This is a genomic window from Geomonas sp. (genome assembly GCF_056994735.1).
The window spans coordinates 1-13,389 of the sequence record NZ_JBXKJL010000425.1 but is presented as its reverse complement, the minus strand read 5'-3'; the positions used below and the strand labels follow the sequence as shown (position 1 = coordinate 13,389).

General features: G+C 61.0%; 15 protein-coding genes and 1 riboswitch. Of the genes, 4 read left to right on the top strand and 11 right to left on the bottom strand.

What is annotated here, in order from left to right; genetic code table 11:
- Positions 1-13 precede the first annotated feature (13 nt).
- The 3 genes from AC11W3_RS18255 to AC11W3_RS18245 form a co-directional block, all read right to left on the bottom strand.
- On the bottom strand, positions 14-286 hold the full coding sequence (locus tag AC11W3_RS18255; protein WP_484088324.1) for a hypothetical protein: 273 nt from the start codon (positions 284-286) through the stop codon (positions 14-16).
- A gap of 27 nt (positions 287-313) precedes the next feature.
- Positions 314-502 (bottom strand): ferredoxin, encoded by a 189-nt coding sequence (locus AC11W3_RS18250; protein WP_484088323.1) that lies wholly within the window; start codon positions 500-502, stop codon positions 314-316.
- 187 nt (positions 503-689) lie between these two features.
- Positions 690-986 (bottom strand): DUF1540 domain-containing protein, encoded by a 297-nt coding sequence (locus tag AC11W3_RS18245; protein ID WP_484088322.1) that lies wholly within the window; start codon positions 984-986, stop codon positions 690-692.
- Between the two features lie 230 nt (positions 987-1,216).
- Here AC11W3_RS18245 and AC11W3_RS18240 point away from each other — a divergent pair, with 230 nt between their 5' ends.
- Positions 1,217-2,107, top strand: a complete 891-nt coding sequence (locus AC11W3_RS18240) for a zinc dependent phospholipase C family protein (RefSeq protein WP_484088321.1) — start codon at positions 1,217-1,219, stop codon at positions 2,105-2,107.
- A 254-nt stretch (positions 2,108-2,361) separates the two neighbouring features.
- Here the strand turns inward: AC11W3_RS18240 and hgcB are convergent, their stop codons facing one another.
- The 8 genes from hgcB to AC11W3_RS18200 form a co-directional block, all read right to left on the bottom strand.
- Positions 2,362-2,655, bottom strand: coding sequence for a mercury methylation ferredoxin HgcB (hgcB, locus tag AC11W3_RS18235; protein ID WP_484088320.1), 294 nt, complete (start codon positions 2,653-2,655; stop codon positions 2,362-2,364).
- Between the two features lie 15 nt (positions 2,656-2,670).
- Positions 2,671-3,822, bottom strand: a complete 1,152-nt coding sequence (hgcA, locus tag AC11W3_RS18230) for a mercury methylation corrinoid protein HgcA (RefSeq protein WP_484093505.1) — start codon at positions 3,820-3,822, stop codon at positions 2,671-2,673.
- An 82-nt stretch (positions 3,823-3,904) separates the two neighbouring features.
- Positions 3,905-4,993 (bottom strand): ACR3 family arsenite efflux transporter, encoded by a 1,089-nt coding sequence (arsB, locus tag AC11W3_RS18225; RefSeq protein WP_484093504.1) that lies wholly within the window; start codon positions 4,991-4,993, stop codon positions 3,905-3,907.
- Positions 4,990-5,409 carry an arsenate reductase ArsC gene (locus AC11W3_RS18220; protein WP_484093503.1) on the bottom strand — a complete coding sequence of 140 codons (420 nt, stop codon included), beginning with the start codon at positions 5,407-5,409 and terminating at the stop codon, positions 4,990-4,992. Before AC11W3_RS18220 ends, arsB begins: the two co-directional genes overlap by 4 nt.
- A gap of 66 nt (positions 5,410-5,475) precedes the next feature.
- Positions 5,476-5,817: an ArsR/SmtB family transcription factor gene (locus AC11W3_RS18215; RefSeq protein WP_484089964.1), complete on the bottom strand. Its 342-nt coding sequence runs from the start codon at positions 5,815-5,817 to the stop codon at positions 5,476-5,478.
- Between the two features lie 306 nt (positions 5,818-6,123).
- Entirely contained in the window at positions 6,124-7,581 is a 1,458-nt protein-coding gene (gene pyk, locus AC11W3_RS18210) for a pyruvate kinase (RefSeq protein ID WP_484089965.1), read from the bottom strand.
- Positions 7,582-7,721: 140 nt separating this feature from the next.
- On the bottom strand, positions 7,722-8,330 hold the full coding sequence (locus tag AC11W3_RS18205; RefSeq protein ID WP_484089966.1) for a DNA-3-methyladenine glycosylase I: 609 nt from the start codon (positions 8,328-8,330) through the stop codon (positions 7,722-7,724).
- A 6-nt stretch (positions 8,331-8,336) separates the two neighbouring features.
- Positions 8,337-10,121, bottom strand: a complete 1,785-nt coding sequence (locus AC11W3_RS18200) for a putative bifunctional diguanylate cyclase/phosphodiesterase (protein ID WP_484093502.1) — start codon at positions 10,119-10,121, stop codon at positions 8,337-8,339.
- A 63-nt stretch (positions 10,122-10,184) separates the two neighbouring features.
- A riboswitch (cyclic di-GMP riboswitch) is annotated at positions 10,185-10,261 on the bottom strand.
- 499 nt (positions 10,262-10,760) lie between these two features.
- Here AC11W3_RS18200 and AC11W3_RS18195 point away from each other — a divergent pair.
- From AC11W3_RS18195 to AC11W3_RS18185, 3 genes are all read left to right on the top strand, one after another.
- On the top strand, positions 10,761-11,579 hold the full coding sequence (locus AC11W3_RS18195) for a flagellin N-terminal helical domain-containing protein (protein WP_484093501.1): 819 nt from the start codon (positions 10,761-10,763) through the stop codon (positions 11,577-11,579).
- Between the two features lie 175 nt (positions 11,580-11,754).
- Entirely contained in the window at positions 11,755-13,005 is a 1,251-nt protein-coding gene (locus tag AC11W3_RS18190) for a two-component system sensor histidine kinase NtrB (RefSeq protein ID WP_484093500.1), read from the top strand.
- The coding region (locus AC11W3_RS18185) for a response regulator (protein ID WP_484093499.1) at positions 13,002-13,389 on the top strand (388 nt) is incomplete at its 3' end. The genes AC11W3_RS18190 and AC11W3_RS18185, both read left to right, overlap by 4 nt.

Below are 13,389 nucleotides of genomic sequence, written 5' to 3'. Positions count from 1 at the left end.
GCGAGGCGGGGAGCTATCTCTCCTGCTCGGTCATGGCATCGGGGTGGGCGCTGTCGGGGTCGCATTCGGGGCGGAGGTAGCGCTCCATATCGTCGTAGAGACGATTCAAGGTCAGCCTGATGGCGGTCAGGGTGTCGTAGTCGATCGGCCTTCCCTTCATGACGCCGTCGTGAAAACGGTCCATCATGCCGCGCATCTCCTGCACCAGGCGGTAGCTGTCCCTGAGGACGATATAGGAACTGTCGCTCAGTTCCCTGACTCTCTCTTCCTTAACTCCTGATGTCATGACTCCCTCCTTTGCGCTTCTTACCCGTCAGCGCCAGTGTATGCAGTTTACCGGGCAGCTGTCTATGGCTCCCTGGATCCTCTCTTCACCCGCCCCCTCCTGGTCATGGACCTCCGATACTCCGTCATCGTTCAGCAGGAAGACCTCCGGGACGATGCTGGTACAAAGCCCGCACCCTATGCAGATTTGTTGATCTACAAACACCTCACGTGCCATGGACAACCTCTTCTCGTGCGGGCCAGGCTCTTGTACCGGGAAGCGACGTTCTAAGGATACCGGAGAAAAGGGAAAAGTCGACTCGCGGGCCAGCGCCCCTCCGGCTGGGGCTTGGGCCGGCACAGGTGAAAACGAGCGGAAGGGGGCGAAAGTTTTATGGGGAAACAGCGGCTTTCCGCTCCAAGGACTAACGGGGCTTGTACGTCATGCAGTCCGGGTGTGACTGATGTACCCCCACCTTGATACTCGGAGCGCTGCACTCCAGTGACTTGTTGTAGGAGCATTGCTCGACCTTGCAGGCGCCTACGCCCCCCTGAACGTCCATGATGCCGCCTTTATGTTTGCTGTGCATATAGGTATCACAGTTAGGGCAGGGGTCACCGGGGCCGCCGACCGTGATGGCCAGGGTATGGCATGCATTGTGTTTGTTGTACGAGCAATCGGTTACGTCGCAGGAAACAATCTTGACCATGTCCTTCTCCATTATGATCTCCTTTTCGCCGCCCCCTTCACGCATAAGGAATGTTTAGCAGCTGCCATTGGATAGTCAAGCCGGAGGGGGCGCCGGCGCAGCGGACGAGGACGAAGCCGTTGTCGTGCGGCGCGGGCCGTGACAGAAAGGTTTGCGCTGCCCTGCGCTTTGCTTTAGACTGTGCCGACCGCCGGCGCCAGGGGAAAAGGAAACCCCTCCCAGTCCGCGGAGTTGGAGTAGAAATGCCTAAGGAACTTACCCATTGGATGCTGGCCGAAGAAGCCTCAGCCTTTCTCCCTGATGGGAGCCGCATCAAGGAGCTCATCGCCCGGCATCAGAAGGCTTACCTGGGAGGAGCGGTTCTCCCGGACACGCTGGCGCACATCTTCCGCGGCCCCTTCCATCCCCGGGCCCGCACCCTCGGGCACCGATTCCACGACCCCGCGGAGAGCTGCTATCGGCCGGTGATCAGGGCGGAGAAGCGCCTTGGCAATGACCTTTCCGAAGGGATACTTTCCTGCCTCCTCGGGGTGATAAGCCACATGGAGGCCGACATCGCGCTGCACCCCTACGTCTATGCTCTCGGAGGGAGCGACGACATCGGGGAACACTACCGCGTTGAAACCGGGATCGATGTCCATTTCCTGCAGGCAGGGGGGGCGCCGGCACCGCGGACGCTGGAGAAGCTCCTCTGCCCGGCGACCAGAGAGGTGATGGTGACGGCGGCTGGGCATCTCTTCGATCCGGAAGAGCAACTGCCGCGCCAGGCGATCGAGCACGCCCTGGAGTTGCACTGCCGGTTCCAGGCCATGTACGACCGGACGCTTTGGAAGCTTGCGGTACGGCTTTTGGGGAGGGTTTGCGGGTCGCCATTCAGGGAGCAGAAGGAGCTGTTCTATCCTTTAGGCGCAAAGGGGGCGGGATTCGCGGCGGGGGCAGGAAACGAATGGCGCCACCCGGAGAGCGGGGAGTTGAAGAACTCCACGGTGGCTGATCTGGCGCAGGAGGCGGTGGAGCGGACGGTGGAGGTTTTCCGGCGGATCGAGGAGGCGGGGACACTGGCGGCGGCGCTGGAGGATCGCCAAGGGGCTAACCTCTTGACGGGGCTGTACGGGGTGAGAAAAAAAGCCTGACCACGGAGGAAGTCAAAAACGGGTAACAGGGATGTACAGGATAAACAGGATGAATTCAATGCCTCAGGGTAGCGCAGGTCATGCTGCCCCTCCAAGCACCGAACGACGACGTAACTTGCTCTTTGCCGGAAGGTTGGTTCTCCTCTGTGTCCCTCTGTGCCGCTCTGTGGTAGAAGGTTGAGGTTTAGTGGAATACAAGAGGTTTTCCTCTGTGTCCCCTGAGGCCCCCTCTTGGGTCCTCCGTGGTTAGCGCTTTACCCGCAGCACCCGCTCCCCCCGAGACCGGGGATCTTTCTCTCCCTGAACCATTCGTTGATCAGCCCGGTGGCGCACCCTACCCCGGCATCGACGCCGATGGCTGCTACCGGACAGTTCTTCGCGCAGGCACCGCACTCCATGCAGGCATCCCTGTCCGCCACCCTCGCCTTTTTCCCCTCCAGCTCGAAGACCTGGTGCGGACAGACCTCGAAACATCTGCCGCAGCCGACACACCTTTCCTCTTCCAACTGCAGCGTCACTACACCCTCAAGATATCTGAACCCTTTCATCGCTATCTCCCCTTTCTAAACCAGCCGGCCCGCAACGATTAACACGACCGCCGCTATGACGGCACAGCCGATGGCGGGGATACCGATCCGCATCTCCTTCTTGACCCCCGATCGCGAGGTGTAGGTGGTGCACCCGGTGAAGTTGAGGGTGTAGAAGGCGCTGACCGCCGGAAGGGCCAGAAAGGCGGCCACGGTTACCGGCAATCTCCAGGCCGCCCCCCCGGCCAGTGCATAAAGCGCAGCGGCATAGGCCGCGCCGGCGATGGCTCCTTTGATCGCGAAGCTCCTTCCGGGAAGAACGGGGAGGAGCGCCGGGCCAACCGCTATCCCGCAGAAGACCGCCCCGAGATACGCAATCAGGGCAGTCGTCGCCGCGGCCTCGCCAGCCATGATGGTGGCTGCGAGATAGACCATGGCTGCACCCACGCTTACCCATTTCAGGGCCAGCACAATCTCGACCGGGATAAGGACCAGCCGGTCGTACCAGTTGAAGCGCAACTGCCGCATGGCTGGCGTCGTTACCTCCCCGTTGTCGAGATACTCCGGGAGATCCTCCGCCCGCAGGGTCGCGTAGGCGATGGAGAAGCCGACCCGTCTCTGGACCTCATGAGCTGACACACCGGGAGCACCGAGGATAGGCAGGATGAGCCGCCTGTGCTTCACCACGTCGCGCAGCCCCGTCCCGGCAACCTGCTTCACCAACTCATCGGTGCCGAAGGTCCCCTTCCCTGCCGCGCACCATACGTTGATCCCGAAGGTCTCCAGCACCAGCAGCCAGACGCTCCGCCCGGCCAGCGCCCGCCGTACCAGGTCGAAACTCATCTTGTAATTGGCTGTCACCACCACCGGCGAGTCAGGGGTCGGCTCTCCGATGGCGTAGAGGCCGGCGGGGACGAGATAACTCATCCGGTTGATCCCCCAACGCGCCTTGCAGGCGCCAAGGTGGTCAGCCGCAACAAGCGTCGAATTAATCCGCGGCACCCTTCCGGAACCGGTCTCTATCCAGCCGATGAAGCCGGGCACCTTGTCGCTGATTTCCCCACCGCCGGTGGAGGTCTTGGGACCTCAGCAGGGGGGCGCGTCAGGGTCGATGACGGTACCGGGAGCACAGCCGGAGGCGAGCTTCGGCTTGGCCAGTTCGATCTTTTTGAATTGCCGGATTGTCATCTTGTCTTCCTCTTAACAAAGGTGTTGAGCAAAGCCCGCTGATTTTCCATGGGGGGAACCGGCCACCTGCGTGGCACCGCCCTCACCCCTGCCTTCTCCCGGGGGGAGAGGGAACTGCTACTTCGATCGCTGCGAAATAGCGGCGCTGGAATCGGAAGGCGACATTGACCAGGGCGATCATCACCGGCACCTCGACCAGGGGACCGATGACCGCGGCGAAGGCGGCGCCTGAATTGAGGCCGAAGACGGCAACCGCGACGGCTATGGCCAGCTCGAAGTTGTTGCTGGCCGCGGTGAAGGCCAGGGTGGTGGTCTGGGAATAATCTGCGCCGAGCCTCTTTCCCATCCAGAAGGAAGCGAGGAACATCACCACGAAGTAGATCAAGAGCGGCAAGGCGATGCGCAGCACGTCGAGCGGGATGGTCACGATCAGCTGCCCCTTGAGGCTGAACATCACCACGATGGTAAAGAGCAGGGCCACCAGGGTGATCGGACCGATGCGCGGCACGAAGTCGCGGTGATAACGCTCCTTCCCCATGAACCTGACGCCGACGAGCCTGGTCAGGGCTCCGGCGATGCAGGGAATGCCGAGGTAGATGAAGACGCTTTTGGCGATCTGGCCGATGCTGACCTCGACGATACTTCCGGAGAGGCCGAACAGTGGCGGCAGCACGGTAATGAAAAACCAGGCGTAGACACTGTAGAAGAGGACCTGGAAGACGCTGTTGAAGGCTACCAGCCCGGCGGCGTATTCGGTGTTCCCCTTGGCCAGATCGTTCCAGACAATGACCATGGCGATGCAGCGGGCGAGGCCGATCATGATCAGCCCCACCATGTAATCGGGCTTGTCGGGGAGGAGGGCGATGGCCAGGATGAACATCAGCACCGGGCCGATCAACCAGTTCTGCACCAGCGACAATCCGAGCACCTTCTTGTTCCGGAAGACCTGCGGCAGTTCCTCGTAACGCACCTTGGCGAACGGGGGATACATCATCAGGATCAGCCCGAGGGCGATGGGGATGTTGGTGGTGCCGACCTGGAAGCGGTTGATGAACGCTTCAACGCCCGGGACGAAATAGCCGAGGCCGACGCCAAGGGCCATGGCGGCAAAGATCCAGGCGGTGAGCCAGCGGTCTAGAAAGGAAAGCCTCCTCATCAGGTGCTCTGTCATGGCTCTTCTCCTGTCAGAAAGGATCTGATCCTGCTTCTTATCTCGTCCCGCACCCGCCTGAAGTCGGGAAGTTTCTCCTCTTCGGTGCCGCTGCCACGTGAGGGGTCGTCGAAGCCGATGTGGACCCGTTCGACCCCTCCGAAAAAGAGTGGGCATTTCTCGTTGGCCGAGCCGCACAGGGTGATGACGTAGTCGAAGCTTTGGCCGCTGAACCCGTCGAGGGTCTTGGAGCGGTGGTGGGAGATGTCGATGCCGACTTCGGCCAGGACCCGGATCGCGGTGGGGTTCACGGAAGTCGCCTCGGTCCCGGCAGAGAAGGCCTCGAAGCGGTCACCGAGGTCGGCATTGACCAGCCCCTCCGCCATCTGCGAGCGGCATGAGTTATGGGTACAAAGAAAGAGGACCTTCTTTTTCATTCCAGCTCCTATATTCGCAAAAATGGATAAAGCCCCGGCGCCCACTCCCCTTACAGGAAGTGGAGCCTAAGCGCAGCGGCAGCCGTCTCCGAGGCTTTTCAGCCTCTCCAGGTCCTTCCTGGCCGACTCCGTCGCGGGGAGGAAGTTGCGCAGCACGGGGACGATGAACTGCTGGATCGGCGCCAGGCTCCTGTTGATGGAATAGTAGATCCACACCCCTACCCGGCGGTCCTTCAGCCAGCCCGCCGACTTCAGCAGGGAAAGCTGCCTGGAAACGGTCGACTGCGGCAGTTGCAGCACGCTCACCAGGTCGCACACGCAGAGCTCGTCCTCCTCGACCAGGAGGGCCAGTATGCGCAGACGCGTCTCGTCGTCCAGGGATTTGAATATGCCCGCGATATTTTCCATACGGGCTTTATATCCGGAAAAGTGGATTTAGTCAAGAGATGAAGGAATGTCGACGTTGACCGGCAAGCCGGGGACAAGGCAGCGGTGTCCGGTTAGCTACTTGCACCTGCCCATTTCTCTACATTTCAAGCGCCCCCTCTCCCATGGGGAGAGGGAGCAGTTTCGAAGGAAGATTAGGAAGGGAAAGAGGCAAAGCAAAAAACTAACCGGACAACGCTGGGGACAAGGACGAAGAGGGATTGAAGAGGGGAGCACAAAAAAAAGAGGCGGTTTTGGCCGCCTCTCGGGAAGGTTTATGCGGTGAGGCTACGCGTCGGCCGCGAGTTGAGGCGTGGCGTAGAGATCGGGGTCGAGCCGGTGGACTTTCATGAGGTTGGTGGTCCCCGGCGAGGAAAGGGGACTCCCCATGGTGATGACCACGACGTCGCCCTTCTGGAAGCACCCGCTGCGCAGCACCGCCTCCTCAACGGAAAGGATCTGGGCCTCGGTGTTACCCTCGATGTCGACCCTCAGGGAATGGACACCGGCGTAAAGGGCGAGGATGCGGCGGACCTTCAGGGACGGGGTCACGGCCAGGATCGGGACCAGGGGGCGGTACTTCGACACCAGCGCCGCCGTGCTGCCGGTCTGGGTGAAGGCCAGGATGGCCGCGGCACTGACGCTTTCGGCCACCCGGCAGGCGGCCTGGCCGATGACCTCGGTGAGTGCCGGCATGCCGTGGTCGATGATGCGGAAGACCTGGCTCTTCAACTCGGGATCGCTCTCCACGTCACGCGCCACCTGCACCATCATATAGACAGCTTCCACCGGGTAATCACCCGAGGCGGTCTCGGCCGAGAGCATGACCGCGTCGGTCCCGTCGAGAATGGCGTTGGCCACATCGGAGGTTTCCGCCCTGGTCGGCCTCGGGTTGTGCACCATGCTCTCCAGCATCTGGGTAGCGGTGATGACCGGCTTCCCGGCCTGGTTGCAGGCGCGGATGATCCTCTTCTGGATCAGCGGGACCTTCTCCGGGTTGATCTCCACCCCGAGATCGCCGCGGGCCACCATGATGCCGTCGGAGACCTCGAGGATGGCGCCGAAATTGGTGACTGCCTCCGGTTTCTCTATCTTGGCTATGACCCTGAGGCCTGAGTTCCTTGACTTCAGTATCTCCTTGAGCTCCAGCACGTCACCCGGCTCCCTGACGAAGGAAAGGGCGACGTAGTCGACATCCTCGCTGATGCAGAAGTCGAGGTCCTCGCGGTCCTTGTCGGTCATGGCCGGCGCCGAGACGTTGGCCCCGGGAAGGTTCATCCCCTTGCGGTCCTTCAGGATCCCCCCGGTCACCACGCGGCAGCGCACGTCCTGCCCCTCGACGGCCACCACGGCCAACTCCATCAGCCCGTCGTCCAGGAGGATACGGTCACCCGGCCCCACGTCGTTGGGGAGCCCCTGGTAGATGGTCGGTATGAGGTCCCCCTCCCCGAGCACGTCGCGGGTGGTGACCGTCACCACGCTTCCCGTGACCAGTTGGAGGCTCCCGCCCTGCATCAGACCGGTGCGGATCTTCGGCCCCTGCAGGTCTCCCAGGATGGCGACGCCGCGGCCGTTGCGCTGGGAGAGGTCCCTGATGATGCGGATCACGGACGCCTTGCCGGCATGGTCGCCGTGGGAGAAATTGAGGCGGAAGACGTCGACCCCGGCCTCGATGAGGGCTTCGAGCCTCTCCGCCGAGTCCGATGCGGGCCCTACGGTTGCAACTATCTTGGTACGACGAAACATGTTTGACTGCCCCTTCCATTACTAAATATTGCGGGCGCTGCCGCTGACGTACAAAGTATACGAAATTGTTGCAGGAGGCAAAGGTGAATTTTTAATGACCGGGTGATGATACCGAATCGTCGAGAAGGGAGGCGAGCGGACTAGCCCGGAAGGTGCCCGCCTAGCTTCCGCCAGCGGTAGCACCCGGTGAGGTGGTCGTTGACCATGCCGACCGCCTGCATGAAGGCATAGCAGATGGTGCTACCGACGAAGCGCATCCCGCGACGCCTGAGATCGCGGCTCAGCTCATCGGAGATTGGGGTGGAAGCGGGGACCTCGCCGAGGCTTTGCCAGGCGTTCTGGATCGGGGTGCCGTCCACGAAGCGCCAGAGGTAGGCGTCGAAGGACCCGAATTCCTCCTGGATGGCGAGAAAGGCGCGGGCGTTGTCGACGGTGGAGGAGAGCTTGAGGCGGTTTCTGACGATACCGGCATCGTTCAGCAACTGCGAGAGCTCCCTCTCCCCGAAGGCCGCCACCAGCTCGGGGTGGAAACCGGCGAAGGCGCGGCGGTAGGCATCGCGCTTTCTGAGGATGGTGATCCAGGAGAGTCCGGCCTGGGCCCCCTCCAGGGTGAGGAACTCGAAGAGGAGCCGGTCGTCATGTACCGGCACCCCCCACTCGAGATCGTGGTAAGCGACGTAGAGCGGGTCGCTGCCGGCCCAAGGGCAGCGCAGTGGCGGAAGATCTTCATCAGGGGATAGAGGGCACATGTCGGATTATCCTTCGGCGGCCGGAGCTGTCGCGGCAGGGATGGCTTTGGCGCAGCTGCCGGTGATGAATCTGGTCACCTCGGTCGCGGACATGGGCGCGGCGAAGTAGAAGCCCTGGGCGCCTTCGCAGCCGCGCTCGCGCAGAAAGTGGAACTGGGCCTCGTTCTCAACCCCTTCGGCCACCACCTCGAGGTTCAGGGTGTGGGCCATGGAGATGATGGCCTCAGCTATGGCCGCGTCGTCCCTGTTGGAAGCCACCTCGGCCACGAAGGAGCGGTCTATCTTGATGGCGTCGATGGGAAAGTGCTTCAAGTAGCTGAGCGAGGAGTATCCGGTTCCGAAGTCGTCGATGGCCAGCCGCACCCCCATCTCCTTCAGGGCCTTGAGGGCCGCGACGTTGCGGTCGGCCTTCTCCATGATCACACTCTCGGTGAATTCGAGCTCCAGTGACGAGGGAGCGATCCCGGTCTCCGCGATGATCCGGGCGACCGTGTCCATGAAATCAGGGTGGGCGAACTGGCGCCCGGAGATGTTGACCGCCACCTTCAGCTCTCCGTGACTCTCACCCCAGCTTCTCCCCTGCAGGCAGGCGGCACGCAGCACCATCTCGCCCAATTCGAGGATCAGCCCCGACATCTCGGCGATGGGGATGAATTCACCCGGGGCGACCGGGCCGAACTCCGCGCTGTTCCACCTGAGCAGCGCCTCCACGCCGGTCAGGCCGTCGGTCTTCAGGTCCCACTGCGGCTGGTAGTGCAGGGAGAATTCCCCGCGAGCCATCCCCTGGCGGATGCAGCTTTCCAGGGCGACGCGGCGCATGATCCTGTTGTTCATCTCCCGTGAATAAAACTGGTAGTTGCACCGGCCCCGCCCCTTGGCGTGGTACATGGCGGTGTCGGCGGATTTGAGGAGGCTCTCCACGTCGCTGCCGTCCCCGGGGTAGAGGGCGATCCCGATGCTGGTGCTGCTGTAGAATTCCAGGCCGTCGATCAGGAAGGGGTGGGAGAAGAGCGCCTGGATCCCCGTGGCGGCAGCGGTGGCCTGCTCCTCGTCGCTGGATGCCAGCATGATGACGAACTCGTCGCCCCCCACCCGCGCCAGGCCTTCCGGGTCGGAGACGAAGGAACTGAGGCGGGCGGCGACCTCCTGCAGGAACTTGTCCCCGAAATCGTGGCTGCGGAAGTCGTTGAGGTCCTTGAAGTTGTCGAGGTCGAGGAAGATGAGGGCCAGCTCTTCGTCGGCGTGCCGGCAGTCGGCCAGGGCCTGCTGCAGGCGGTCCATGAACAGCGCCCGGTTGGGGAGCCGGGTGAGCGAGTCGTAGTGCGCCAGGTGCTCGATCTGCTTTTCGGTGTCCTTGCGGCCGGAGATGTCCTCGCAGGAGGTGACGACCGCGATGCATCTCCCCTCGTCGTTGCGGACCGGCATCGAGCTGACAACGACGGGAAACCTGAGGCCGTTTTTCCGCACGCTCTGCGTTTCGCGGTTCGACAGGCATGCCTCCGGCAGGCTCACCTGGACAAAGCGACTCTCGGGAGATCCTGACAAAAGGCGCGAGTCCATCCCCACCACTTCCTCCAGGCTGTAGCCGTGCATCTCGGCCAGAACCAGGTTCGCGTAGATGATCTTCCCCTGGAGGTCGCAGATGGTGATCCCGGTGTTGATGGGGAGGCAGTCGATGGCCTCTTTGAGCAGGCCGAGGCGGTCCTCGTCCTGCCTCGGTTCGCCCAGGTGCTGCAAGGCTCCGTCTATGAGCTTCCAGGTTCGGTTTTGCACAGTAGCCGTTTCATGCATTTAAGGAAAACTCCATTAAGTCAGGGCAAAAAAAACGGGTTGCCGCTATCTTGTTCAAGATATTTCGGCAACCCGGCTGTCTGCTTGAGACCCTGTAGGCTTTCCGCCCCATCCTCGCGGATGGTTTAGTATTATCGGCTATCTGTATTGAGGATGTTAATCGGCGTCGCTACGGCATGTACTTTCTCCGTTCTTCCATTGCTGAACCTCGTTCCTGTGTACAGCGTTAAACCAGAATAACACACAAATGTCAAATAATTTAAGTCCAATGATGGCATTTCCGCGCCCCGCGGGAAGGTACATGCTGGATCAGATAGATCCGCTCCGGGCAGTACAATCACTGTGCGGCAGGAGCTGGTGACAAAATCACTGAATTAACATCAATTAACTTACGGCAGCAATATCAGGTTAGAGAAAAATAACAGAGACAGGGATAAAAAATGCCCTAAAGTTTGTCGCGGCAGTGGCGATAACAGTCACAAAAGTAACGAGAACAGTTACCAAGAGCACCCGGAGGTCCAGAATAGACACCGCGGGAGGCTCTGTGAGTCAGACGCCATAGGTTTATTCACAGCAGCATGAAGTCAACACCAACCTCCGGCAAGAACGGCCGGAAAAGCCCAAGAAAGGAGTAGTACCATGTCAGTAAGTGATATCTCTCTCACCGCCGGAATGAGGACCAACCTTCTCAACCTGCAGAACACCAGCCAGCTCCTGAACAGGACCCAGCAGAGGCTTTCCTCCGGGAAGCAGGTCAACAGCGCGCTGGACAACCCGACCAACTACTTCGCGGCCCAGAACGCCAACCAGCGCGCCAGCGACCTTTCCGACCGCAAGGACGGCATGGCCGAGGCAGTGCAGACCGTCTCCGCCACCAACGCCGGCATCACGGCCATCACCGGCCTGATCAACGCCGCCAAAGGTATCGCCCAGTCCGCCCTCTCCACCAGCGACACCAACGTGCAGTCCAAGCTCGCGGGCCAGTACGACACCATCCGCAGCCAGATCGACAACATCTCCTCCGACTCCGGGTACCGTGGCCTCAACCTGCTGAGCTCCACCAACACCCTGACCGTCAACTTCAACGAAGATGCGTCGTCCAAGCTGCAGGTCGTCGGCTTCCTCGGGAGCGCCACCGGCCTGAGCCTCTCCGCCGCCAGCGGCAACTGGCAGACCACTTCCGATATCACCACCGATACCGCGAAGATGGACACCGCCATCACCACGCTGCGGACCAACACCCAGACCCTGGCTGCCAACCTGAACATCATCACCACCCGTCAGAACTTCACCGACAGCATGATCAGCACGCTGCAGACCGGTGCGGACAACCTGACCCTGGCCGATATGAACCAGGAAGGTGCGAACATGCTGATGCTGCAGACCCGTCAGTCCCTGGGCACCACCTCGCTCTCCATGTCTTCCCAGGCAGCACAGTCCGTCCTCAGGCTCTTCTAAGAAGAACCGGCATGACATCGATAAAGGGCTCAGCCGACCGGCTGGGCCCTTTTCTTTTTCCAGGTCTGCTTAAAGTTCTGAGGGTTATTGACGATACGTTGGGCGGAGGTCTTCTTCACATGAATCGTGGTATCGTGGTAGGATTGGGTGCTCCAGTGCACCCAATAGGAATCGAATGCTCAAGAAAGCTATAATATCGGTCGGAATCTGCAGTTCACTCTTTCTACTCTGGTTTGCTCTCTACAACTACCGCGAGGCGGGACCCATGGCGGAGGAGAACCTGCGGGGCCTCGCGCTGTCGATTACCTCTGCTATCGAAAACCTCGCCGTGCATGACCCGTCCTTGGCTGCCCTGGCCACCTTTCACACCACCGATATAGCATATTTCGCACTCGCAGACCGCAGCGGCGTCTACCGTTTCCACTCCAATCCCGACTTGATCGGTACGTGTGTGCAGGAAGGCGCCTCTCAGGGGGATTTTGCCGAAGGTCCCCCCTCCGGGGCAAGGGTGACTCTAGGCACCGGCGAGCGGGCCTTTCAGTTCACTGCGCCAATTTACCTTCCGAAGGAGACGCTGGTTCTCAAGCTGACCCTCCACACCTTTCGAGCCGATGCGGTTATCCGACGGGCAAAGCTGAACATCACGATCCTCCTTGGCCTGTTGGCAACGGGGTGGGTGCTGGCTGCCGCCCTCATCAGGTTCGCAAAGCGGGACGAGATGAACCAGAAGGAGCTGGCCCGCAAGGAGAACCTCGCAAGATTGGGCGAGATGGGCGCCATGCTCGCCCATGAGATAAGAAATCCCCTCTCTGGCATCAAGGGGTTCGCGCAGATCATCGCAAAAAGGCCCGCGGAGCCGCGCAACGGCGGGTTCGCGGAAAATATCGTGACGGAGGCGGTACGTCTTGAAAATCTGGTCACGGAACTCCTTGCTTACGCCTCAAGCGACTATCGCGCTGCAGCGCCTTTCGTCCTTCCTGATCTGATCGACCACACCGTCGCGCTGCTCAGTGCAGAAGCTTCAGCGTTGCAGGTGGAGCTCATCAGGGAGTGTCCCGATGAGCTGCTGATATGCGGCAATCGGGACCGGTTCGAGCAGGCGCTCCTTAATTTGGGCAAGAACGCCCTCCAGGCAATGCCAAGGGGCGGGGTCCTCCGTCTCTCCGCATCAAGAGCTGGCAACGATGTCGTGATCACCCACAGAGATTCCGGCCTTGGAATCGCCGAGGATGATCTTCCGAAGGTCTTTGAGCCCTTTTTCACCACCAAGGCTAGAGGTACCGGTTTGGGACTCGCGCTCTGCAGAAAGGTTGTCGAAGAGCACGAGGGGACTATAGAGCTGACGAGCGAAGTCGGTCGTGGCACGACGGTAACGGTAACTCTGCCGCTCGCGAAGCGGGGGAGTGTTCATAGGAGTGGACGATGAAGGGAATCATTCTTGTGGTGGAAGATGACGCAACCTTCCGGAGTTTCTTGCAGACAGTTCTGCAGGATGACGGGCACCAGGTACAGACCGCGGCGGATGGTCTGAAAGGCTTGGGACTGCTCAGGCAGGGACATTTCGATCTCGTGGTATCCGACCTGAAAATGCCGGGCAAGACGGGGCTTGAGCTGTTCCGCGAGACACGAAACGACCTCAGCCCGCCGCAGTTCATCTTTCTGACCGCCTTTGGCAGGGTGGATGAAGCGGTAGCCGCCATCAAGGAAGGGGCGGTGGATTTCCTCACCAAGCCCCTCGACGACCCCGACAATCTCCTTGCCCTGGTTAATCGAACCATCGACGCCCAGGCGCGTGCGCGGGATTACCTCT

Coding starts and splice junctions, on each gene's coding strand:
- AC11W3_RS18200 (WP_484093502.1), bottom strand. CDS start 10,121: ATGCATGAAACGGCTACTGTGCAAAACCGAACCTGGAAGCTCATAGAC.
- hgcB (WP_484088320.1), bottom strand. CDS start 2,655: ATGAAAGGGTTCAGATATCTTGAGGGTGTAGTGACGCTGCAGTTGGAA.
- AC11W3_RS18240 (WP_484088321.1), top strand. CDS start 1,217: ATGCCTAAGGAACTTACCCATTGGATGCTGGCCGAAGAAGCCTCAGCC.
- AC11W3_RS18250 (WP_484088323.1), bottom strand. CDS start 502: ATGGCACGTGAGGTGTTTGTAGATCAACAAATCTGCATAGGGTGCGGG.
- arsB (WP_484093504.1), bottom strand. CDS start 4,993: ATGACAGAGCACCTGATGAGGAGGCTTTCCTTTCTAGACCGCTGGCTC.
- AC11W3_RS18190 (WP_484093500.1), top strand. CDS start 11,755: ATGCTCAAGAAAGCTATAATATCGGTCGGAATCTGCAGTTCACTCTTT.
- pyk (WP_484089965.1), bottom strand. CDS start 7,581: ATGTTTCGTCGTACCAAGATAGTTGCAACCGTAGGGCCCGCATCGGAC.
- AC11W3_RS18205 (WP_484089966.1), bottom strand. CDS start 8,330: ATGTGCCCTCTATCCCCTGATGAAGATCTTCCGCCACTGCGCTGCCCT.
- AC11W3_RS18245 (WP_484088322.1), bottom strand. CDS start 986: ATGGAGAAGGACATGGTCAAGATTGTTTCCTGCGACGTAACCGATTGC.
- AC11W3_RS18215 (WP_484089964.1), bottom strand. CDS start 5,817: ATGGAAAATATCGCGGGCATATTCAAATCCCTGGACGACGAGACGCGT.
- AC11W3_RS18195 (WP_484093501.1), top strand. CDS start 10,761: ATGTCAGTAAGTGATATCTCTCTCACCGCCGGAATGAGGACCAACCTT.
- AC11W3_RS18255 (WP_484088324.1), bottom strand. CDS start 286: ATGACATCAGGAGTTAAGGAAGAGAGAGTCAGGGAACTGAGCGACAGT.
- AC11W3_RS18220 (WP_484093503.1), bottom strand. CDS start 5,409: ATGAAAAAGAAGGTCCTCTTTCTTTGTACCCATAACTCATGCCGCTCG.